We start from the raw sequence: 20,009 nt of genomic DNA, 5'->3' as shown, positions 1-20,009 counted from the left end.
GCTCATCTTCGAGGCAGACTCGGCATGATCTCGCGGCGCGCTCAAAAAACTTGCAGCAGGCAGCCGAAGAGTTATCGTTCCTTCCGGGACCGTTCTCCGGCCTTGCCCGATCCCTCGGGCTTGTCCGCAACTAGCCGTGTGGGGTCGATGGCCAGCGACAAAGAACCGACTGTCATCAAGAAATACGCCAATCGCCGGCTATACCATACGGGTACGAGCTCCTATGTGACGCTGGAGGATCTGGCCGGTCTGGTGCGCAAGGGCGAGGATTTCGTCGTCTACGACGCCAAGAGCGGCGAGGATATCACCCGCTCGGTGCTGGCCCAGATCATCTTCGACGAAGAGAGCAAGGACGGGCAGAACCTCTTGCCCATCACCTTCCTGCGCCAGCTGATCCGCTTCTATGGCGACAGCATGCAGGCCCTGGTGCCGCGCTATCTCGAATTCTCGATGGATAATCTGACGCAGGACCAGAACAAGATCCGCGAGCAGATGAGCAAGGCCTTCGGCACGGGCGCGATAGATGCGCTCCAGGCCCAGACGCGCGCCAATATGCAGATGTTCACGGAGGCCTTCCGCCTGTTCAACCCTTTCGCGGCGGCTGCCGCAGCGAAAGGCCGGGGCGAAGCGCCGGCCCAGGGCGAGACCGGCGAACTCGGCGATCTCAAGCGCGAGCTCAACGAGATGCGCGAACGGCTCGACAAGCTCGCCAAGGACAAGTGAGCGGCAATTCCAGCCGGAGCTTATCGCCCGCGCTATCAGCCCGCCGCGCGCAGTGGCGGGCCATCATGCGTTTCGTCCGGCAGGCTCAGCTCGGCCTTGCCGACCAGGTGTCCCTGCAGATAGGTGACGCCCCAATCGCACAGCATCGAAGCCTGCAGCTCGTCGTCGACCCATTCGGCCACGGTCTCGACGCCGAGATGATGCGCCAGCTCGAGCAGGGTGCGCACGAAGAAGCGATCATCGGTCGAACGCCGCAGGTTCTGCGTGAAGGCGCCGTCGAGCTTGAGGATGTCGATCGGGAAGGCGCGCAGATGCCGCAGCGAGGTGTGGCCTGCGCCGAAATCGTCGATCGCCACCCGGGCACCGCGCTGCTTGATCCTGGTCAGGAGCCTGGCCATCCGCTCGGGATCTTCGATCGTCGCCGTCTCGGTGACCTCGACGATCAGGCGCTTTGCCGCGCCAGGGTTCGCCCCGGCGCTCGCCTCGAACCCCTCGATCCAGTCGGCGTCCGCCAGGGTGCGCGGCGAGACGTTGATCGACAGCACCGCGTCTTGCCGGTTCGTCAGATGCGTCATGGCGAGCTCGAGCACGCGATGGTCGAACAGGTTCACCAGGCCCCGCCTTTCGAGCAGGGGTACCAACTCGGCCGCGGCCAGGAAGCCGCCCTGCGGACGCTCGACCCGCAGCAGCGCCTCGTGGAAGGCCGGAATGCGGCCCTTTGCCGTCACCACCGGCTGGAGGGCCAGCCGCACCCTGCGCTCGTTCAGCGCGGCAACGGCTTCGAGGTCGAGCCGCGGCACGCCGCCGCCGCCCTCGGCCACAACCGGCCGGCGCGCGATCACCGCATTGTCGAGCCCCGCCGCTTCGGCGCCTGAGAGCGCACTTTCGGCCGCCTTGACCAGCGTCGCGCCTTCGCGGGCCAGGTCCGGGGCGATCGCGGCGCCGACGCGCAGCCTGACCAGCGCAATCCCGCGCGAGCTTTCGACCGCCGAGCGGGCAACAGCCTTGATGAAGCGCTCCGCCGCCGCCTCGATCTGGTTTGCCGGGCAGCTGCTGAGCAGGATGGCGAAGCGATTGCCGGAATAGTGCATGAGCTGGTCGCGTCGGCGCATCACCGAATGCAGGCGCTGACGCACCTCTTCGATGATCTCCTCGGTGCCCTCATGGCCGAACTCGCCATTGAGGCGCGCGAGCTCGCCGATCGCCGCGACCAGCACGACGACCGAGCGGTCCGCCGGCAGATGCTCTGCCAGGGCCTCGTCGACGCGCTCGACCAGCGCATTGCGATCGCAGAGATCGGCGTCGGTCGCGGTCAGCTCCTCCGGCCGCACGGCCCGCTCCAGCCTGAGCACGCCGCGTGCGCGGCTTGGGCGGCCGTCGATCCCGACGAACCAGCGCCCGGCATCCTCGATCCACATCTTGCGCCCGGCAAGATCGGCAGCGTAGCGCGTGCGATAGACCGCACCGTCGCCGAGATCATGCCCGCCCGAGGAGAAGATCGCATCGTAGCGGCTGCGCCCACTCCCGGGCTCGACCAGCCCGGCGAAGGATAGGCCGCGCTGCAGCACGGCGAGTGGAACAGGACCGAGCACCTCGGCCGCATTCGGGCCCCAGCTCAACGTGTCGCTGCCGATATCCCAGCTGTAAGCCACTTCGCCTATCGATGAGAGCAGGCTGCGCGGCTCGACGATCCTCTCGTCGCGGGAACCGAACAGGGACGGCGCAGACATGGTGCGGCTGCCTCGGACGACGGGTTGGAGAGCCGCCCCGTCCTGATTGCGGAATGGCGGGAAACTGTCCCGAAACGATGCAGGAGGCTGCGTTAACGGCCGGTTAAGGCCGGCGCCCGGATTGCAAGGATTCGCTCCCGAACCCCCAGATGTTCCGGAGCGGCACGATGATCGAGACAGGACAGCCCGAAACGGCCTCCTTCACGGAGCAGGAAGCCCCCACGCCGAGTGTTCCCGCGGCCTTTCTCGTCCAGCTCGCCGCGAGCCAGGCTGGGATCGGCCCATTCGCCCGCCGCGACCGCGAGACGCCTTTCATCGGCGCCCGCCGCTATTATGAGGGAATGGCGCAGCGCCGCCCGCCGCACAGGCTCCTGCACTCGGCCTGACGCATAAACGCAAAAAGGCCGGCCTTTCGGCCGGCGCTCTTGGGTCTCGAAGACTGGGGCCGCAGGGCCCCGCCATATCAGGCCTCGGTCTTGGCCTTCAGCACCTGACGGCCGCGATACATGCCGGACTTCAGGTCGATATGATGCGGACGGCGCAGCTCGCCCGAGTTCTTGTCTTCGATATAGGTAGGCTGCTTCAGCGCGTCGGCCGAGCGGCGCATGCCGCGCTTCGACGGCGAAGTCTTTCTCTTCGGAACGGCCATCGGTACTCTCCATCATGCCTTCGCGCGAGGCGGGGCATTTCACCCGCACCACTGTCGCGACGACGTCACATTCGTGATGAGGGCTGGCCTTTACACGCTCGCGCGGGCTCTGGCTAGACCATGCTGCGGAAAAAGTGGCGCTTGTGCGCTGGCACCGGCCGGAAGCGCACAGTTTCCAAGCGGCCCAAGCTGGTTCATCCGCCTTTGCACGCGGCCGGCGGCCGCCAGCAACGCCCGGCTCGGCCGCGACGGGTCGCGCAGGATCGGGTTCGGCAGGGCTCCGGCGAGCCTGGCGGCCTCCGCCGGCGTCAGGCGCGAGGCGGGCTTGCCGAAATGGCGCTGGGATGCCGCTTCCGCCCCGAAGACGCCCTCGCCCCATTCGGCGATGTTGAGATAGACCTCGATCACTCGCCGCTTCGGCCAGGCGAAGTCGAGCGCCAGCGCCATCGGCAGCTCCAGCCCCTTGCGCAGATAGGAGCGGCCCGGCCAGAGGAAAAGGTTCTTGGCGGTCTGCATCGTCAGCGTCGAGGCGCCGCGGCTGGGCCCATCCTCGTCCTGCAGCACGGCGTTGAGCTCGCCCCAGTCGACGCCGGCATGCGAGCAGAAGCGCTGGTCCTCGGAGGCGATCACGGCACGGATCAGATGGGGCGAGATCTGCGACAGCGGCACCCAGTCACGCTCCACCGTGCGGAAGGTCAGCCAGCGGCCGAGCATCAGCGTCGAAGGCGGCGGTACGAAACGGTAGAGCAGCAGCAGGGCGGCGAAAACGATCGCCAGCACCAGCGCGAACCGGACCACGACACGGACGATCCGTCCCACGAGGCTCCCGCGTCGTGGAGCTGGATTGTCTGCCATCTGCGTCATGCCCCCACGCTTGACGATTACGGCCGCCTCCGGCAAGCCCCGCGCGCCAAGTCAGCGCCAGATCAGGCTGCCAAACGCGAGAGATGATGATGAGTTCCGTGGAACGGACGGCCCCCGCCCCGGCTCTGGCCAGCGCCTTGTCGAAGACGGCAGCGGCCATCGAGACGTTGCTCGACGCGCTGCTGCGGAACGAGCTCGAGGCCGGCGAGATCCATCGCCCTGCCCGGCTCCTCGCCGCGATGCGCCATGGCGCGCTCGGCGGCGGCAAGCGCCTGCGGCCTTTCCTCGTCGTCGAGACGGCTGGGCTTTTCGGCGTCCCCGCCGAGCAGGCGCTGCGGGCCGGCGCCGCCGTCGAGCTCGCCCATTGCTATTCGCTCGTCCATGACGACCTGCCGGCCATGGACGACGACGACACCCGTCGCGGCCGCCCGACCGTGCACAAGGCCTATGACGAGGCGACCGCGATCCTCGCCGGCGACGGCCTGCTGACGCTCGCCTTCGACGTCATCGCCGACGCGCGGACCCACCCGGACGGAGAGACGCGTGCCGCGATCGTCCTGCTCTTTTCCCGCGCACTCGGCCTTGGCGGCATGGTCGGCGGCCAGATGCTCGATCTCGCCGCGGAGGGACGCTTCGGCGGCGACGGCACCGCGGAGAAGCTCGGCCAGGCCGAGATCCGGCGGATGCAGGCGATGAAGACCGGCGCGCTGCTCGCCGGCAGTGTCCTGATCGGCGCGCGCCTCGGCCAGGCCGACCCAGAGCGGATGGCTGCGCTGGAGCGCTACGGCAAGGCGCTGGGGGCGGCCTTCCAGGTCGCCGACGACATCCTCGATATCGAAGCGAGCCCGGAGCAGATGGGCAAGGCGACCGCCAAGGACGACGCGAAGGGCAAGGCGACGCTGGTCACCGCGCTCGGCATCGACGCCGCCAAGCACGAGCGCGACCGGCTGAGCGACGAGGCGATCGCGGCGCTCGCCGGCTTCGGGCCGGAGGCGGCGATGCTGCGCGCGGCGGCGCAGTTCAGCGCGCAGCGCCAGAGCTGATACGTCAGACCGTGACCTGCGTGCCGACCTCGACGACGCGGCCCGTCGGGATCTGGAAGAAGTTGGTGGCGTCGGTCGCGCTCTTGGTCAGGCCGATATAGAGATTGTCCTGCCAGATCGGCATGCCCGATTGCGGCGAGGCCTTGATCGAGCGGCGCGACAGGAAGAACGAGGTCGACATGATGTCGAACTTGAAGCCCTGCTTGCGCAGGATCGCCAGCCCCTTCGGCACGTTCGGGCTTTCCATGTAGCCGTAGACCATCTCGACGCGCCAGAAATCGTCGGTGATCCGCGAAAGCCTGACGCGCTCGCTCTCGGCGACGCGCGGGGTATCGGCCGAGCGCACGGTCAGGATGACGTTGCGCTCGTGCAGCACCTTGTTGTGCTTGAGGTTGTGCAGCAGCGAGGCCGGCGCCGTCTCGGGATCGCTGGTCAGGAACACCGCCATGCCCTTGACCCGGTAGGGCGGGCTCTTGGTCAGCATGCCGACCAGTTCGAGCAGCGGCACGTCGGTCTTGCGGGTCTTGTCGAACAGGATCTTGGTGCCGCGCACCCAGGTCCACATCAGCAGGACGAGCGCCATGGCGAACAGCACCGGCACATAGCCGCCGCTGAGCAGTTTCAGCAGGTTCGCCGAGAAGAAGGCGACGTCGATGATGAGGAAGGGCAGGATCACGGCGACAGCGGCCGCCAGACCCCAGCGCCAGCCCCGCCAGATCACGATGAAGGCGAGCAGCGAATCGACCAGCATCGCCCCGAACACCGAGATGCCGTAGGCATGCGAGAGGTTGGACGAGGTCTTGAAGGTCCAGACCAGCAGCAGCACGGTGAAGAGCAGCAGGATATTGATGCGCGGGATGTAGATCTGCCCCGAGGTATGCTCGGAGGTGTGGCGGATCTCGAGGCGCGGCAGCAGGCCGAGCTGGATCGCCTGACGGGTCAGCGAATAGGCACCGGTGATCACCGCCTGGCTGGCGATGATGGTGGCGAGGGTCGCCATGATCACCAGCGGCAGGATCAGCGCCGGCGGGGCGAGCTTGTAGAACGGATTGTCGATCGCCGTCGGGTCGGACAGGATCAGCGCACCCTGGCCGAGGTAGTTCAGCCACAAGGCCGGGAACACCAGAAAGATCCAGGCGCTGCGGATCGGGCCGCGGCCAAAATGGCCCATATCGGCATAGAGCGCCTCGGCCCCGGTCACCGCAAGGCAGACGCTGCCGAGCACGGCGAGCGACAGCCCGGGATGGTCGAAGAAGAAGCGCACGCCGTAATACGGATTGATCGAGGCGAAGACGCCGAGATCGTCGGCGATATGGTAGATGCCGAGCCCCGCCAGCGTCAGGAACCAGATCGTCATGATCGGGCCGAAGAAATTGGCGACCTTGCCGGTGCCGCGGCTCTGCACCAGAAACAGCGCGATCAGGATCACGGATGCGATGGTGATGACGTAGTCGTTCAGAACCGGCGTCACCAGTTTCAGGCCCTCGACCGCCGAGAGCACCGAGATCGCCGGCGTGATCACGGCATCGCCATAGAACAGCGCCGCGCCGGCCATGCCGAGGAAGAGCACGATGCCGCCGCGCGTGCGCCCCAGCGCGCGCTGCGCCAGCGCGACCAGGGTCAGCGTACCGCCTTCGCCGTTGTTGTCGGCGCGCAGCAGCAGCACGACGTATTTCAGCGTCACCACCACGACGAGCGACCACAGGATCAGCGAGAGCACGCCGATCACCGCCGCGCGCGGCAGCGGGCCCGTCAGGACGACTTCGGCGCCGCCGCCATGCCCGCCGGATGCCGCTCCGGTCGCGGCCAGGATCGTCTCGCGCAAAGCATAGAGCGGGCTGGTGCCGATATCGCCGTAGACGACGCCGAGCGCGCCCAGGGCCAATGCGGCATAGCTTTGCGTGGAGTGGCCGTTGCCGGCCGGCTCGTCGAGCCCGAAGCGATCCCCATCCGGCTTGGCGGCCGGCGGGTGCTGCTGGTCATGACCCATCAGGGCGCTCCGCGGGTGCTGCGATGCAGCGAAAGGCCGGGGCCTCTAGCACGGCCTGTCTGTCCAGGCAAAGACGCTAGAGCAGTTCCATGCTGGCGGCAGCCACTTTCGCGTCATGCGTGCCGAGAATCGCTTCAAACGATTGAATGGTCGCCTGCGCCTATTCGGCCGCGGCAGCGCGGGCGCCGTAGCGCCGCTCGACGTAATCCTCGACCATCGTCTTGAAGTCGGCGGCGATCGACGGTCCGCGCAGGGTCGCGACTTTCTTGCCGTCGACGAAGACCGGCGCGGTCGGCGTCTCGCCCGTGCCCGGTAGCGAGATGCCGATATCGGCGTGCTTGGACTCGCCCGGGCCGTTGACGATGCAGCCCATCACCGCGACGTTGAGCGCCTCGATGCCGGGATAGCGCGTCTTCCACTCCGGCATGGAGGTGGAGATCCAGCTCTGGATGTCCATCGCCAGTTCCTGGAACACCGTCGAGGTCGTCCGCCCGCAGCCCGGACAGGCCGCGACCAGCGGCACGAAGGCCCGAAAGCCCATGGTCTGCAGCAATTCCTGCGAGGCCTTGACCTCCAGCGTGCGATCCCCACCCGGCTCCGGCGTCAGCGAGAAGCGGATCGTGTCGCCGATCCCGTCCTGCAGCAGCACGCCGAGCGCCGCCGAGGAGGCGACGAGCCCCTTCGAGCCCATCCCGGCCTCTGTCAGGCCGAGATGGATGGCGTAGTCGCCGCGCTCCGCCAGCATGCGATAGACCGCGATCAGGTCCTGCACGCCCGAGACCTTGGCCGACAGGATGATCTTGTCCTTGCCGAGGCCGATCTCCTCGGCGCGCTCGGCCGAAAGCAGGGCCGACTGCACCATCGCCTCGCGCATCACCGCCCGCGCATCGAGCGGCTTCGCTGCGGCGGCGTTGATGTCCATCAGCGAAGTCAGCAATTCCTGGTCGAGCGAGCCCCAGTTGGCACCGATCCGCACGCTCTTGCCATGCCTGATCGCGAGCTCGACAATCTGGCCGAACTGTCTGTCCTTCTTGTCCTTGAAGCCGACATTGCCGGGATTGATCCGGTATTTCGCCAGCGCCTGCGCACAGGCCGGATGGTCGCTCAGCAGCTTGTGGCCGATATAGTGGAAGTCGCCGACCAGCGGCACGTCGATGCCGAGGATGTCGAGCCGCTCGCGGATATGCGGGACGGCCGCCGCCGCCTCGTCGCGATCGACCGTGATCCGTACCAGCTCCGAGCCGGCGCGCGCCAATGCCGCGACCTGTCCGACCGTCGCAGGAATGTCGGCCGTATCGGTATTGGTCATCGACTGTACGACGATCGGCGCACCGCCGCCGACCTGCACATGGCCGACCATGACCGGGACGGTGCGCTTGCGAGGCGCCGGCGCGGCGTCAGGCCCTTCGGGCAGGCAGGTCAGCGGCTGATCGCTCATGGAATGGTCCGGATCCTTTGCCGGCAGCGGCTCGTCGCGGCTGCACTGCGCCGTTGCAGGATAATCGTCAAGCTGCGGCAGCGTCGCGACAATGCTCGCAGCGGCCGACGATCTCGACCACCTGATAGGAGGTCTGGAAGCGCCGGCCCTCCGCCATCCCCCTGATCGCCTGGCGCATCGCCGGCGAGGCGTCCTCGTCGACGCCGCCGCAGATCTCGCAGATCAGGAAGGCGACCGCCTCATCGGCGCCGTGCCCATGCGGGCAGGCGATGAAGGCGTTGCGCGAACTCAGACGGTGCACGAAACCCTGCTCGACCAGGAAGTCGAGCGCCCGGTAGATCGAGATCGGCGCCAACCGGCGTCCGCCAGGTGGCGAGATCCGATCCGCCAGATCATAGGCGCCCACCGGCTTGTGGTCGGAATAGAGTGCCTCCAGCGCCTTGCGCCGGATCGGCGTCAGGCGCAGGCCGCGCTCGCGGCAGACCTTCTCGGCTCGCGCCAGACCGGTGGCGGCATGGGCCGAATGGTCGTGCGCATGCTGGCACAGACCATGCTCGTGATCGTGATGATGAGCGTCGCTTGCAGGCTGCATTTTCGTCATGTTGCGTTGCAATAGCACATCGGGCACCGTCCTGGTGACCGACGCTCCCTCGCTGGCGCAATGCCAGCCTCCGCCGGTAAGTTAAGCGTTCTCAGGCCAAATGTCAGGAGCCGCCCCATGTTCCTCAAAGATCGCACCGCCCTCGTCACCGGCTCCACCTCCGGCATCGGCCTCGCCTACGCCCGCGCACTCGCTGCCGAAGGCGCCAATGTCGTGATCAACGGCTTCGGCGATGCCGACGCGATCGAGAAGGAACGCAGTGCGATCGAGACCGACTACAAGGTCAAGGCGCGCTACTCGGCCGCCAATATGATGAAGCCCGACGAGATCGCCGCCATGGTTGCCGAGGCCGAAAAGGAGTTCGGTGCGATCGACATCCTCGTCAACAATGCCGGCATTCAGCATGTCGCCCCGGTCGACGAGTTCCCGATCGAGAAATGGGACCAGATCATCGCGATCAACCTGTCTTCGGCCTTCCACGCCACACGCGCCGCCCTGCCGAAGATGAAGGAAAAGGGCTGGGGCCGGATCATCAACACGGCCAGCGCCCACGCCTTCGTCGCCTCGCCGTTCAAATCGGCCTATGTCGCCGCCAAGCACGGTATCGCCGGCTTTACCAAAACGGTGGCGCTCGAGGTCGCGACCAAGGGCATCACCGTCAACGCGATCGCGCCCGGCTATGTCTGGACGCCGCTGGTCGAGAAGCAGATCCCCGACACGATGAAGGCCCGTGGCCTGACCAAGGAGCAGGTCATCAACGACGTGCTGCTGCTGGCCCAGCCCACCAAGGAGTTCGTCACCGTCGAGCAGGTCGCCGCGCTCGCCGTCTTCCTCTGCACCGATTCGGCCAAGTCGATCACCGGCACCACCTTGCCGATGGATGGCGGCTGGACCGCCGCGTGACCGGCCGCAAGCGCAGCCGCGTCCCGCAGGTCAAGGGCCTGGCGGGCCCGAAGGCCGAGAAGTCGGTCAACCTCGCGCTCCAGGGCGGGGGCGCGCACGGCGCCTTCACCTGGGGCGTGCTCGACGAGATCCTCGCCGATGGCCGCATCGCCATCGAGGCGATCACCGGGGCCAGCGCCGGTGCGATGAACGCGGTGGTGCTGACCGAGGGCTGGCTCGACGGCGGCAGCGATGGCGCGCGCACCGCGCTGGAGAATTTCTGGCGCCGGATCAGCGTCGACGGCAAATATGGCGGCTCGGAGCGTTCGCTGCTCGACACCATGCTCGGCGCCTGGACGGATGGGCGCCCGCCGGGGCTGATCTGGTTCGAGCTGCTCTCGAAGGTCGCGAGCCCCTACGACGTCAACCCGCTCAACATCAATCCCCTTCGCGGGGTGATCGCCGACCTGATCGACTTCAGCAAGGTCAATGGCTGCGCCGACGTGAATCTCTTCATCTCGGCGACCAATGTCCGCACCGGCAAGATCAAGATCTTCACGCGCGAAGAGCTGACCGCCGACCATCTGATGGCCTCGGCCTGCCTGCCGATGCTGTTCCAGGCGGTCGAGATATCAGGGGAGGCCTATTGGGACGGCGGCTATATGGGCAATCCGCCGCTCTTCCCGCTGTTCTACGAGGCGGCCGGCGACGACATCCTGCTGGTGCAGATCAACCCGCTCGAGCGCCGCGAACTGCCCACCAACGCACGGGCGATCCAGGACCGGCTCAACGAGATCACCTTCAACGCCTCGCTCTTACGCGAACTGCGCGCCATCGACTTCGTCAACCGCCTCGTCGACGACGGCAAGCTCTCGACCGGCGACTACAAGCGCGTGCTGATGCATCGCATCGATGGCGGCCTGCCGCTGGCGCAGCTGACCTCCTCCTCGCGCCTCAATTCGGAATGGAATTTCCTGCTCAGCCTGCGCGATCTCGGCCGCACCGCCGCCAAGCGCTGGCTGAAACGCAACTACGCGGCGATCGGAGTGCAGGGAACGCTGGATTTGAAGGAAGCGATTTCGTAAGGCGTGAGGCCGAGAATGCAGCGGAGCCGGAGCTTGCCAGCCATGCCATGTGCCGGCAATCTCCGCCCCGCCAAGAGGTTCAGCAGATGTATGCCGGAGTGATCTCTCGTCGGGCAGCAGGACATGGGAAGTCCAGGAACATGATCATCGACGATAGCAGGGCCGATGCCCGCGAGATGCACGAGATCGCCCTGCGCGGGCGCCCGGCCGGCCTCATCGGCCGCCGCGCTTTTCTGGCCGGCTCGGCCGCCGGTCTCGGCGCGCTCGCGCTCGGCGGCTGCACCACCGACGGCGTGAGCCTCGCCGAGGCGCAGAAGCTCTACGGGCCGGTGCCCGAGGAGAAGTTCCCGATCCCGGCGATCGACATCAGCCATGTCGATCCGAAATATTTCCGCCGCACGGTGGCCTACGACACCAAGCACGCCGCCGGCACGATCATCGTCGATCCCGGCAATTACTACGTCTATCGCGTCGAGGGCGATGGGACGGCGACCCGCTATGGCGCCAATGTCGGCCGCGACGGCTTCCGCTGGAACGGCGACGCCTATGTCGGGCGCAAGTCCGAATGGGCGACCTGGACGCCGCCCAAGGAGATGATCAAGCGCCAGCCGGAAGCCGCCAAATACGCCCGCGGCATGCCCGGCGGTCTCGACAACCCGCTCGGCGCGCGCACGCTGCATCTCTACCAGAATGGCGCCTACACGCTCTATACGATCTATGCGTCCCTCGACGCGGAATCGATCGGCAACGGCATCACCAGCGGCTGCATCGGCCTGCTCACGCAAGACATGATCCACCTCTACAACCAGACGCCGGTCAAGACGAAGGTGGTCGTGCTGCCGGCTTGAGACAGCACCATCGCGCTTTCGATAAGGGCGCTGCCGGTGTCGGCGGCGCCCTTTTTCGTGCGGAGAGCCCAATCATCGATAGCGCGGTAGACGAAATAGTCACGCTCACGGCCATGGCTGGGCTGCATATCGCTTTTGCGGCATCCACGCCTGGGCGTATTGTAGACCGCGCAGCCCTTCGACTTGCAGGGCCGGATCTTCCAATCATGGAGGACGCCATGGGACGCAAATTCATCGACTGCCGCGAATTCCCGAGCGAAATGAACTGCTCGATCGCGATCGGCGCCGACACCGAGGGCGAACTGCTGGAAGCAGCCGTTCAGCACGCCGTCAAGGTTCACGGGCATCAGGATACGCCCGAATTGCGGGACATGCTCAGGAGCGTCATCAAAGACGGCATGCCCCCGGAGAAGGCGCCGAGCCGGGCCGCCTGAGCGGGACCTACCGACCTCTATCGCTTCTCGCCCGCCAGACGCCAGACCGAGCTCTTCTTGATCTCGGCGTCCTCCAGCGCGCGCGTCACCAGCACCTGATAGGTCGCTACCTCCTTGAGCCTGTCCCTGGGCAGATAGCTGCGCCCGGGATCGCCGATCAGCACAGTCGCGCCGCGCTGCGAGAGGCCCGAGAGCCAATCGATCACCTGCGCCGCCAATTCGCGCTCATAGCAGATGTCGCCGGCGAGGATGACGTCCCAGCCCTGGTCGAGGCCGATGAGATCGTCGAGGCGGGCCTCGATCGAGACGCGGTTCGCTTGCGCATTAAGCCCGATCGCGGCGGCGGCGAAGGCGTCGATATCGGCAGCGATCACCTGCGTCGCCCCCGCCTTGGCCGCGGCGATGGCGACGAGGCCGGAGCCGCTGGCGAAATCGAGCACGCGCTTGGCCCGCACGGTCTCGGGATGGTCGAGGATATAGCGCGCCAGCGCCTGCCCGCCGGCCCAGGCAAAGGCCCAGAACGGCGGCGGCAGGCCGATCGTCGCCAGCTCGTCCTCGGTCTTCTGCCAGAGCTCGGTCGCCTCCTCGGCAACGTGGACCGAAATCTCCGGCGCATGCGGCACCGGCAGCAGCCGCGTATGGGCGCGGATGAAAGCGAGCCGGTCGAGCGTGGCGTCGACCGCGCTCACGCGACGAGGTCCGCCTGCCGCTGGCCGAGCAGGGCACGATAGAGCGCCTTCACCCCGTCCATCACATCGCGCTCGGTGTAGCCGGCGAGCAGGCGCTCGCGCGCGCTCGCGCCCATGCGCTCGACCTGGGAGGGCGAGGCGGCGAGCGTCACCAACGCCTGCGCCAGCGCGGCGATGTCGTTGGCCGGCACGACGAAGCCGTCCTGGCCGGTGCGAACGAAGGAACGACAGCCCGGGACGTCGGTGGTCAGGAGCGCCCGTCCGCAGGCGGCCCCTTCCAGCAAGGTGCGCGGCAGGCCCTCGCCACCGCGCGAGGGCAGGCAGCAGACATGGTGCCCTCGCCAGACGCCCTCGATGTCGCGCGTCGGCCCGGCCCAGCTAATGCCCGGCCGCGCCGACCATTCGCGCAGCGTCGCCTCCGGAACCGCCTTGGGATTGGAGGGGTCGGGTGCGCCGTGAAGCGTCAGCTCGACCCGCGCGCCCTGCTTGCGCGCCAGCGTGACCGCCTCGACCGCAAGGTCGACGCCCTTCGACCAGAGCATGCGGGCGACCAGCGCGACCCTGAGCGGCGGCTGCGGCGGCATCGGTTCCGGCATCAGGACCAGCGGGTCGACCCCGGCACCACCGACGATCGCGACCTTCGCCCCATCGGCGGGATCGAGCCCGAGCGTGACGGGATCGTCCGGGTTCTCGAACAGGAAACGGACCTGCGGCCCGTCGACCGCCTCGCGCAGCCAGACCTTCGCCGCCAGCCGCGCCGCATCGGCGAGGCCGCCTTCGCGCGCCCCGAGGAAGCCGAGGCCGGTCAGGGCGTAGACCCGGCGCTCTACCCCGGCGAGCTTCCCGGCAAGGCCGGCGAGCGCGATCGGCTTCAGCGCGATGCAATGCAGGATATCGGGCTTCTCGCGCTCGATCAGTCGCTTCAGCGCCATGATCTGCCTGGCCAGCGCCACTGGTGAGAGCGAGCGCCGCTCGGCCTCGAGTGCGATCAGCCTTGCGCCCGTCGCCTCGATCGCCTTGCGGTGATTGCGCTCCCGCGCGATCACGGCGACGTCGAGCTCCATCTCCGCCGCAGCGCGAGCCATCGGCAGGAAATGCGAGGCGAAGAACCAGTCCTCGGTAGCGACGAACAACAGCTTCTGGCGGGCCATGGCGCGCATCAGGCCGATGCGGCGCCGAAATGCAAGCGCATAAGCGAGCCGGTAGGCAGCCCCGCCATGCCCTGCGGTTGCTGGACGCCTGAACCCCGGCTTGCGACAAGGAGGCGAGGCTTCCCTCTCCAGCGAGACAAGACATGGACAACCGCAACGACCTCTGGCGTCACGTCGACGCCAGCAAAGAGCGCTTCATCGAACTCAGCGACCGGGTCTGGGCGATTCCCGAGGTCTGCTACACCGAGAAGCGCTCGGTCGCCGAGCATGTCGCCGAGCTCCGGCACCAGGGCTTCAGGATCACGGAGAATGTCGCCGACATCCCGACCGCGGTGATCGGCGAGGCCGGCGAAGGCGGCCCGGTCATCGCCTTCCTCGGCGAATATGACGCCCTACCCGGCCTCAGCCAGGAATCCGGCGTCGCCAGGCACAGCGAGATCGAAGCCGGCGGCCACGGCCATGGCTGCGGCCACAACCTGCTCGGCTCGGCCGCCCTACTCGCCGCGACCGCGATGAAGAACTGGCTCGCAGAGAACAAGCTGCCCGGCCGCGTCCGCTATTATGGCTGCCCGGCCGAGGAGGGCGGCGCCGCCAAGGCCTTCATGGTCCGCGCCGGCGCCTTCAAGGATGCCGACATCGCCATTTCCTGGCACCCGAGCAGCTTCTGGGAGGTCACCCCGCCGCTCTCGCTGGCCAATACCCGCGCCGATTTCATCTTCACCGGCCGCGCCTCGCATGCCGCCGCCTCGCCGGAGCTCGGCCGCAGCGCCCTCGACGCGGTCGAGTTGATGAGCGTCGGCGTCAACTATATGCGCGAGCACATGCCGAGCGATGCGCGCGTCCATTACGCCCTGCTCGACACCGGCGGCATCGCGCCCAACGTCGTCCAGGCCCATGCCCGCGTGCGCTATTCGATCCGCGCCCGCGACCTGCCGGGAATGCTGGAGCTGGTCGGCCGGGTCAAGAAGATCGCCGAGGGCGCGGCGCTGATGACCGAGACGAAGATGGAGATGAAGATCGTCTCCGCCGTCTCCAACGTCGTCGGCAACGGCCCGCTGGAGCAGGCGCTGCAGGGCATCATGGAGGATCTCGGCCCGCCGCATTTCGACGATGCCGACAAGGAGTTCGCCCGCCAGATCCGCGCGACCCTGTCGCAGAAGGACATCGACGCCGTCTGGCGCGCGATCGGCGTGCCGAAGACCGAGGCCGAGCTCGCCGACTTCACCGTGCCGCTCGATTCGCCGCGCAACCCGGCGATCGGCTCGACCGATGTCGGCGACGTCAGCTGGGTCGTCCCGACCGTGCAGGCACATGCGCCGACCGTCGCGATCGGCACGCCCTTCCACACCTGGCAGGTCGTGGCGCAGGGCAAGATGCCGGCAGCGCACAAGGCGATGGTCCAGGTCGCCAAGGCGATGGCCGCGACCGGCGCCGCCGTGCTGACTGACCCCCAGCTGATGGCGGCCGCCAAGGCCGATTTCCAGAAGCGGGTCGCGGCCGATGGCGGCTATACCTCGCCGGTCCCCCCCGAGGTGCAGCCGCCGCTGACCATGTCGACCGGCGGCTGAGGAGCCTTCGGACATGAAAAAGGCCCGCCGGGCGAACCGGCGGGCCAGGATGTCGGGCCGGGGAGGAAGGCCCTGGGAGAAACTCAGTAATCAGTAATAGGTGCGGCAGACGCGGCGGGTGCCGATGACTTCGCCATAATAGTTGACGCGGTCGACGAGGTGGCAGCGGCGGGCCGGGCCGTAGGCGTAAGCCGGCGCATAGCCATCGTCATAGTAGCCATAGGCCGGGCCGCTGGCAGCGCCTGCCGCGATGGCGCCGAGAGCGAGCGCACCGACGATGCCGGCGCCGATCGCAGCGCCACGATAGCGCGGGCGCGCCTCGGCATCAGAGGTGGCGAAAACGGAAGCGCCGATCGCGAGGGCGGCAAGGGCAGCGGCGAAGCTCTTCTTGGTACGGGTCATGTTCGTTCTCCGATCTGGTAGCCGGGTGGCGAACTGTTCGCCATGCACGAGACTTGTCGGTCACAGGACCGGAATCGCGCGGGTCGCATAAAAAATTCGTGGAACGCCGTCGGGTTCCACATTGCACGTGCGCGGCACGGCTTGCCGGCGGGCGCCGGATATCGTCGGATCGGCCATCGCCGACCGGAGAAAATTCGCCATGACGATCGCACGCGTCGCTCTCGCCCTTGGCTTTGCGACCGTGCTGGCGGCGCCACTGCACGCCGAGCAATGGGAAAGCAGCTATACGACCCATAACTACGAGAGATGCCGCAAGGACAAGAGCAATGGCGATCCCATCTCGGTGCATCGCTGCCCCGGCAAGGCGGGCCTCGTGGTGATCTGGACCGCCGGCGACGATTCATCGGCGGTCGAGTTCGGCGCCAAGGCTCAGCAGGAGACGATCTCCGACAAGGCCGCCTTCTTCGAGGCCGGCAAGACGATCGAATGGCGCGGGCCGAAGGGCGGCCGGCCGCAGGCGGCGATCCTGCGTTATGCCACCGGCCAGAATGTCGGCAAGCTCGATGGCAGCCGGCTCATCGTCTACCGGCTCGCGTCCGAGGGCACATCCTGCATCCTCGGCAGCGTCGATGCCCGCAAGCCAGGTGCGAATGCCGCCGCCCGCCGCCTCGCCGACGAGAAGGCGGCGAGCTTCCGCTGCGGCCAGGATGCCCGCTCCGAGGACTGACGCCCGAGCCTCAGCCGTAGAGATATTTCGGCAGCCAGAGCGCGATACCGGGGAAGACGTAGACCGCAACCATCGCCACCAGCACCAGCCAGAGGAACGGCATCACCCCGGAGAAGATCTGGTTGATGGTGACGTGCGGCGGCGCGATGCCCTTGAGATAGAACGGCGCCATCGCCACCGGCGGCGACAGGAACGAAGTCTGGATGTTCAAGGCGATCAGGATGCCGAAGAACAGCGGGTCGATCTTGAAGAACTCCAGCAGCGGCAGGAAGATCGGCACGAAGATCACGATGATCTCGGTCCATTCCAGCGGCCAGCCGAGCACGAAGATGATCAGCTGCGCCACGATCAGGAACATGGTCGGCGACAGGTTGAGCGCCGTGACCAGGTTCTTGATCGGCTCGTGCCCGCCGAGGATGGCGAAGATCGACGAGAAGATGAAGGATCCCACGAAGAGCCAGCAGACCATGGCCGAGGTCCGCGCCGTCAGGATTACCGATTCCTTGACCTTGCCGAAGGAGAGGGACCGGTAGGCGGCAGCCAGGATCAGGCTGCCGAGCGAGCCGACCGCGGCCGCTTCCGTCGGCGTCGCCAGGCCGAAGAAGATGCAGCCCAGCACCGACATGATCAGGATGGTGAGCGGGAAGAAGCTGGTGACGAGCGCCCAGAGCACCCGCGTCCATGGCACGTCCGTCTGCTCCTTCGGCAGCTTCGGCGCCAGCGCCGGGTTGAGCCAGCAGCGGATCAGCACATAGAGCATGTAGAGGCTGGCGAGCAGCAGGCCGGGAAAGAGCGCCCCGGCATAGAGCTTCGGCACCGAGACGCCGGCGGTCGCGCCGTAGAGGATCAGCATCACCGAGGGCGGGATCAGGATGCCGAGGCAGCCGCCGGCGCAGACCACACCGGCCGAGAGCTTGACGTCGTAGCCGGCCCGCAGCATCGCCGGGAAGGCGAGAAGCCCCATCAGCGTCACCACCGCGCCGACGATGCCGGTCGCGGTCGCAAAGATGGCGCAGGTCGCCAATGTGGCGATGGCGAGAGAGCCTGGAACGTTCCCGAGCGCGAGCTGGATCGAGTGGAAGAGCCGGTCGAGGATGTTCGCCCGCTCGATGATGTAGCCCATGAAGATGAAGAGCGGGATCGAGACCAGCACGTCGTTGGCCATCACCGAATAGGTGCGCTGGACCACGAGGTTGAAGACGGTGTCGCCCATCGCCCAGTAGCCGAAGCCGACACCCAGCGCCATCAGCGTGAAGGCGATCGGGAAGCCGAGCATGATGAAGAAGATGAACAGGACGAGCATCACCACGCCCAATTCCGGATTGCCCATGCCCAGCATCAGACCGTCTTCCCCGCATCCGGCGCGCCCTGCGCGGCAGCCTGTTCGAGAATGAGCTTCTCGGTTTCCTCGACATCGTGCAGCCGTGGCGGCCACTCGCCGGTGCGCAGGCAGATGACGCAACGCGCTACTTCGGCCAGCCCCTGCAGCGTCATCAGCGCGCCGGCGATCGGGATCAGCGATTTAAAATGGTAGAGCGGCGGCCCGTTCGGCGAGTTCGAGGAATGCTCGCCGATCATCCAGGAGAAGGCCGCGAACTTGTAGCCGGCCCAGGCGAGCGCGATGATGCCGGGAAAGAAAAACAGGATGTAGAGCGCAAGATCGAGCTTCGCCTGCGTGCGCGGGCTCCAGGCGCGATAGAGGAAATCGCCGCGCACATGTGCGTTTCGCGCGAGCGCATAGGGCCCGGCCAGCATGAACAGCGTGCCGTAGAGGATATAGCTGACGTCGAAGGCCCATTCGGTCGGCGCCCGCAGCGCATAGCGCGAGAAGACCTCGTAGCTGATCGCCAGCGTCAGGATCAGGATCGTCCAGCCGGCGAGCTTGCCGATGGCGGTGTTGAACTTGTCGATCGCCAGGATCAGTCCCATGCGCGCCTGCTCATGCTTCTCGGGCAAAGAACGCCCGCCATCGAGGACAATGGCGGGCGCGGCGTTGTCGCGGACGGCGGCCTTCAGGGCTTGAAGAAGTGGTTGAAGGCGAGCTCGCGCGAGGGCTCGTTGATGCGCTGATAGGACACGGTGCGCTTGACCCAGTCCTTCTGGCTGTCGACCACCTTCTTGAAGAAGGGGCTCTCGCCGCCGAGCTTCTCGAGCACCTTGTCCCAGGCCGCGAGCTGCGCTTTCAGGATCGGCTCCGGCGTCGAGACCACGTTGACGCCTTTGCCGCGCAGCATTTCGAGGTCCTTGGAATAGCGGTCGAGCGCCTTCCAGATCATGTCGGAGGAGGCCGATTCGGCCGAGTACTTGATGATCGCTTTCTGCTCCGGCGAGAGCGCGTCGAACTTGCTCTTGTTGAAGAGCAGTTCGAAGCTCTCCGCCGCCTGGTGATAGCTCTGCAGCATGTAGACCTTGGCGACGTCCTGGAAGCCGAGGATCGAATCCGAGGACGGGTTGTTGAACTCGGCGCCGTCGATAACGCCGCGCTCCAGCGCCGGCACGATCTCGCCACCGGCGAGGATGGTGACCGCGGCGCCCATCTCGCGCATCAGGTCGGCGGCGAGGCCGACGGTACGGTATTTCAGGCCCTTGAAGTCGTCGGCGGTCTTCAGCTCCTTCTTGAACCAGCCGAGCGGCTGGCACGGCATCGGTCCGGAGAAGAAGCCGACCAGGTTGAGCTTGAGCTGGTTCTGGACGAGATCGTTGTAGAGGTCATAGCCGCCGCCATGGTTCATCCAGCCGAGGAAGTTGGTGGCGTCCCAGCCCAGCGCCGGCGGCGTGCCGAACAGCGAGAACGCCTTGTTCTTCCCGTACCAGTAGGCGGAGACGCCATGACCGCCGTCGAGGATGCCGGCGGCGACCGCATCCTGCATCTGGAAGGCGGGTACGACGGCACCCGCAGCGAGCACGTCGACCTTCAGCCGGCCGCCTGACATGTCGTTGATGCGTTTGGCAAAATCGCCGGCGAACTCATGGAAGATGTCCTTGGTCGGCCAGGTCGACTGGAATTTCCAGGTCACGGTCTGCGCCCGGCTGACTTGCGGCATCGCGATGGCGCCGGCACCCGCAAGGCCCGCCACCTTCAGGAAATTGCGCCGATTGGCGCGCGACTGCGTTGGTTCGGATGTCATGGCTCTCTCCCCAGAGGAACGGCGCCGTTGCAGCCGGCGAGCGTTGTTTGCGGCTCT

Annotated in this window: 21 protein-coding genes; 9 read left to right on the top strand and 12 right to left on the bottom strand. The window is 67.0% G+C overall.

Annotated elements, in window-relative coordinates; translation table 11 throughout:
- Positions 1–147 precede the first annotated feature (147 nt).
- Positions 148–723: a polyhydroxyalkanoate synthesis repressor PhaR gene (phaR, locus tag CXY91_RS17575; protein ID WP_091838193.1), complete on the top strand. Its 576-nt coding sequence runs from the start codon at positions 148–150 to the stop codon at positions 721–723.
- A gap of 35 nt (positions 724–758) precedes the next feature.
- Here phaR and CXY91_RS17570 read toward each other — a convergent pair whose 3' ends face one another.
- Positions 759–2,453: an EAL domain-containing protein gene (locus CXY91_RS17570; RefSeq protein ID WP_100962537.1), complete on the bottom strand. Its 1,695-nt coding sequence runs from the start codon at positions 2,451–2,453 to the stop codon at positions 759–761.
- Positions 2,454–2,620: 167 nt separating this feature from the next.
- On the opposite strand from CXY91_RS17570, the gene CXY91_RS17565 reads away from it, so the two are divergent.
- Positions 2,621–2,839 carry a hypothetical protein gene (locus CXY91_RS17565; protein WP_143079743.1) on the top strand — a complete coding sequence of 73 codons (219 nt, stop codon included), beginning with the start codon at positions 2,621–2,623 and terminating at the stop codon, positions 2,837–2,839.
- 77 nt (positions 2,840–2,916) lie between these two features.
- On the opposite strand, the gene rpmF is transcribed toward CXY91_RS17565, so the two are convergent.
- Together rpmF and mtgA are read right to left on the bottom strand one after the other, a co-directional pair.
- On the bottom strand, positions 2,917–3,102 hold the full coding sequence (gene rpmF, locus CXY91_RS17560; RefSeq protein WP_057189713.1) for a 50S ribosomal protein L32: 186 nt from the start codon (positions 3,100–3,102) through the stop codon (positions 2,917–2,919).
- A gap of 90 nt (positions 3,103–3,192) precedes the next feature.
- On the bottom strand, positions 3,193–3,921 hold the full coding sequence (gene mtgA, locus CXY91_RS17555) for a monofunctional biosynthetic peptidoglycan transglycosylase (RefSeq protein WP_465246873.1): 729 nt from the start codon (positions 3,919–3,921) through the stop codon (positions 3,193–3,195).
- 134 nt (positions 3,922–4,055) lie between these two features.
- Here mtgA and CXY91_RS17550 point away from each other — a divergent pair, with 134 nt between their 5' ends.
- On the top strand, positions 4,056–5,009 hold the full coding sequence (locus CXY91_RS17550; protein WP_248307533.1) for a polyprenyl synthetase family protein: 954 nt from the start codon (positions 4,056–4,058) through the stop codon (positions 5,007–5,009).
- A 4-nt stretch (positions 5,010–5,013) separates the two neighbouring features.
- Here the strand turns inward: CXY91_RS17550 and CXY91_RS17545 are convergent, their stop codons facing one another.
- The 3 genes from CXY91_RS17545 to CXY91_RS17535 all read right to left on the bottom strand — a co-directional run bounded on the left by CXY91_RS17545 (position 5,014) and on the right by CXY91_RS17535 (position 9,038).
- Positions 5,014–6,999 (bottom strand): potassium transporter Kup, encoded by a 1,986-nt coding sequence (locus CXY91_RS17545; protein WP_100962534.1) that lies wholly within the window; start codon positions 6,997–6,999, stop codon positions 5,014–5,016.
- 160 nt (positions 7,000–7,159) lie between these two features.
- Positions 7,160–8,437, bottom strand: a complete 1,278-nt coding sequence (ispG, locus tag CXY91_RS17540; protein WP_100962533.1) for a flavodoxin-dependent (E)-4-hydroxy-3-methylbut-2-enyl-diphosphate synthase — start codon at positions 8,435–8,437, stop codon at positions 7,160–7,162.
- 67 nt (positions 8,438–8,504) lie between these two features.
- Entirely contained in the window at positions 8,505–9,038 is a 534-nt protein-coding gene (locus CXY91_RS17535) for a transcriptional repressor (RefSeq protein WP_100962532.1), read from the bottom strand.
- A gap of 117 nt (positions 9,039–9,155) precedes the next feature.
- Here CXY91_RS17535 and CXY91_RS17530 point away from each other — a divergent pair, with 117 nt between their 5' ends.
- The 4 genes from CXY91_RS17530 (at position 9,156) to CXY91_RS17515 (ending at position 12,287) form a co-directional block, all read left to right on the top strand.
- Positions 9,156–9,941 carry a 3-hydroxybutyrate dehydrogenase gene (locus CXY91_RS17530; RefSeq protein ID WP_100962531.1) on the top strand — a complete coding sequence of 262 codons (786 nt, stop codon included), beginning with the start codon at positions 9,156–9,158 and terminating at the stop codon, positions 9,939–9,941.
- Positions 9,938–11,005, top strand: coding sequence for a patatin-like phospholipase family protein (locus tag CXY91_RS17525; RefSeq protein ID WP_199777486.1), 1,068 nt, complete (start codon positions 9,938–9,940; stop codon positions 11,003–11,005). The genes CXY91_RS17530 and CXY91_RS17525 overlap by 4 nt, the downstream gene beginning before the upstream one ends.
- Positions 11,006–11,145: 140 nt before the next feature.
- Positions 11,146–11,853, top strand: a complete 708-nt coding sequence (locus CXY91_RS17520) for a L,D-transpeptidase (RefSeq protein ID WP_091838217.1) — start codon at positions 11,146–11,148, stop codon at positions 11,851–11,853.
- Positions 11,854–11,966: 113 nt separating this feature from the next.
- On the top strand, positions 11,967–12,287 hold the full coding sequence (locus CXY91_RS17515; protein WP_465246872.1) for a DUF1059 domain-containing protein: 321 nt from the start codon (positions 11,967–11,969) through the stop codon (positions 12,285–12,287).
- A 17-nt stretch (positions 12,288–12,304) separates the two neighbouring features.
- Here CXY91_RS17515 and CXY91_RS17510 read toward each other — a convergent pair whose 3' ends face one another.
- Both CXY91_RS17510 and CXY91_RS17505 read right to left on the bottom strand, forming a co-directional pair.
- Positions 12,305–12,976: a class I SAM-dependent methyltransferase gene (locus CXY91_RS17510; RefSeq protein ID WP_100962530.1), complete on the bottom strand. Its 672-nt coding sequence runs from the start codon at positions 12,974–12,976 to the stop codon at positions 12,305–12,307.
- On the bottom strand, positions 12,973–14,127 hold the full coding sequence (locus CXY91_RS17505) for a glycosyltransferase family 4 protein (RefSeq protein ID WP_248307532.1): 1,155 nt from the start codon (positions 14,125–14,127) through the stop codon (positions 12,973–12,975). Before CXY91_RS17505 ends, CXY91_RS17510 begins: the two co-directional genes overlap by 4 nt.
- A gap of 143 nt (positions 14,128–14,270) precedes the next feature.
- On the opposite strand from CXY91_RS17505, the gene CXY91_RS17500 reads away from it, so the two are divergent.
- On the top strand, positions 14,271–15,695 hold the full coding sequence (locus CXY91_RS17500; protein WP_100962528.1) for a M20 family metallopeptidase: 1,425 nt from the start codon (positions 14,271–14,273) through the stop codon (positions 15,693–15,695).
- 90 nt (positions 15,696–15,785) lie between these two features.
- Here CXY91_RS17500 and CXY91_RS17495 read toward each other — a convergent pair whose 3' ends face one another.
- Positions 15,786–16,097: a hypothetical protein gene (locus CXY91_RS17495; RefSeq protein ID WP_091838229.1), complete on the bottom strand. Its 312-nt coding sequence runs from the start codon at positions 16,095–16,097 to the stop codon at positions 15,786–15,788.
- Positions 16,098–16,296: 199 nt separating this feature from the next.
- Between CXY91_RS17495 and CXY91_RS17490 the strand changes: the two genes are divergently transcribed.
- Positions 16,297–16,824: a hypothetical protein gene (locus CXY91_RS17490; RefSeq protein ID WP_100962527.1), complete on the top strand. Its 528-nt coding sequence runs from the start codon at positions 16,297–16,299 to the stop codon at positions 16,822–16,824.
- A gap of 10 nt (positions 16,825–16,834) precedes the next feature.
- On the opposite strand, the gene CXY91_RS17485 is transcribed toward CXY91_RS17490, so the two are convergent.
- From CXY91_RS17485 to CXY91_RS17475, 3 genes are all read right to left on the bottom strand, one after another.
- Entirely contained in the window at positions 16,835–18,154 is a 1,320-nt protein-coding gene (locus CXY91_RS17485; protein WP_199777495.1) for a TRAP transporter large permease, read from the bottom strand.
- Between the two features lie 8 nt (positions 18,155–18,162).
- Positions 18,163–18,753 (bottom strand): TRAP transporter small permease subunit, encoded by a 591-nt coding sequence (locus CXY91_RS17480; protein ID WP_100962526.1) that lies wholly within the window; start codon positions 18,751–18,753, stop codon positions 18,163–18,165.
- A gap of 83 nt (positions 18,754–18,836) precedes the next feature.
- Complete coding sequence (locus CXY91_RS17475) at positions 18,837–19,952, bottom strand: TRAP transporter substrate-binding protein (RefSeq protein WP_100962525.1); 1,116 nt, start codon at positions 19,950–19,952, stop codon at positions 18,837–18,839.
- Between the last annotated feature and the right edge of the window lie 57 nt (positions 19,953–20,009).

Origin of the sequence: Allobosea sp. FBZP-16 (assembly GCF_002831785.1) — a bacterium.
In the GTDB taxonomy this organism is placed as follows: Bacteria; Pseudomonadota; Alphaproteobacteria; order Rhizobiales; family Beijerinckiaceae; genus Allobosea; species Allobosea lupini.
The sequence above is the reverse complement of the archived record's forward strand: the minus strand, read 5'-3'. Positions and strand labels throughout refer to the sequence as shown.

Excerpts from the sequence above, each read along its gene's own strand:
- CXY91_RS17565 (WP_143079743.1), top strand. The coding sequence starts at position 2,621 with ATGATCGAGACAGGACAGCCCGAAACGGCCTCCTTCACGGAGCAGGAA.
- CXY91_RS17505 (WP_248307532.1), bottom strand. The coding sequence starts at position 14,127 with ATGGCCCGCCAGAAGCTGTTGTTCGTCGCTACCGAGGACTGGTTCTTC.
- CXY91_RS17480 (WP_100962526.1), bottom strand. The coding sequence starts at position 18,753 with ATGGGACTGATCCTGGCGATCGACAAGTTCAACACCGCCATCGGCAAG.
- CXY91_RS17520 (WP_091838217.1), top strand. The coding sequence starts at position 11,146 with ATGATCATCGACGATAGCAGGGCCGATGCCCGCGAGATGCACGAGATC.
- CXY91_RS17530 (WP_100962531.1), top strand. The coding sequence starts at position 9,156 with ATGTTCCTCAAAGATCGCACCGCCCTCGTCACCGGCTCCACCTCCGGC.
- CXY91_RS17495 (WP_091838229.1), bottom strand. The coding sequence starts at position 16,097 with ATGACCCGTACCAAGAAGAGCTTCGCCGCTGCCCTTGCCGCCCTCGCG.
- CXY91_RS17545 (WP_100962534.1), bottom strand. The coding sequence starts at position 6,999 with ATGGGTCATGACCAGCAGCACCCGCCGGCCGCCAAGCCGGATGGGGAT.
- CXY91_RS17490 (WP_100962527.1), top strand. The coding sequence starts at position 16,297 with ATGACGATCGCACGCGTCGCTCTCGCCCTTGGCTTTGCGACCGTGCTG.
- CXY91_RS17515 (WP_465246872.1), top strand. The coding sequence starts at position 11,967 with ATGGCTGGGCTGCATATCGCTTTTGCGGCATCCACGCCTGGGCGTATT.
- CXY91_RS17570 (WP_100962537.1), bottom strand. The coding sequence starts at position 2,453 with ATGTCTGCGCCGTCCCTGTTCGGTTCCCGCGACGAGAGGATCGTCGAG.
- CXY91_RS17475 (WP_100962525.1), bottom strand. The coding sequence starts at position 19,952 with ATGACATCCGAACCAACGCAGTCGCGCGCCAATCGGCGCAATTTCCTG.
- CXY91_RS17485 (WP_199777495.1), bottom strand. The coding sequence starts at position 18,154 with ATGGGCAATCCGGAATTGGGCGTGGTGATGCTCGTCCTGTTCATCTTC.
- CXY91_RS17550 (WP_248307533.1), top strand. The coding sequence starts at position 4,056 with ATGAGTTCCGTGGAACGGACGGCCCCCGCCCCGGCTCTGGCCAGCGCC.
- CXY91_RS17535 (WP_100962532.1), bottom strand. The coding sequence starts at position 9,038 with ATGACGAAAATGCAGCCTGCAAGCGACGCTCATCATCACGATCACGAG.
- phaR (WP_091838193.1), top strand. The coding sequence starts at position 148 with ATGGCCAGCGACAAAGAACCGACTGTCATCAAGAAATACGCCAATCGC.
- ispG (WP_100962533.1), bottom strand. The coding sequence starts at position 8,437 with ATGAGCGATCAGCCGCTGACCTGCCTGCCCGAAGGGCCTGACGCCGCG.
- rpmF (WP_057189713.1), bottom strand. The coding sequence starts at position 3,102 with ATGGCCGTTCCGAAGAGAAAGACTTCGCCGTCGAAGCGCGGCATGCGC.
- CXY91_RS17500 (WP_100962528.1), top strand. The coding sequence starts at position 14,271 with ATGGACAACCGCAACGACCTCTGGCGTCACGTCGACGCCAGCAAAGAG.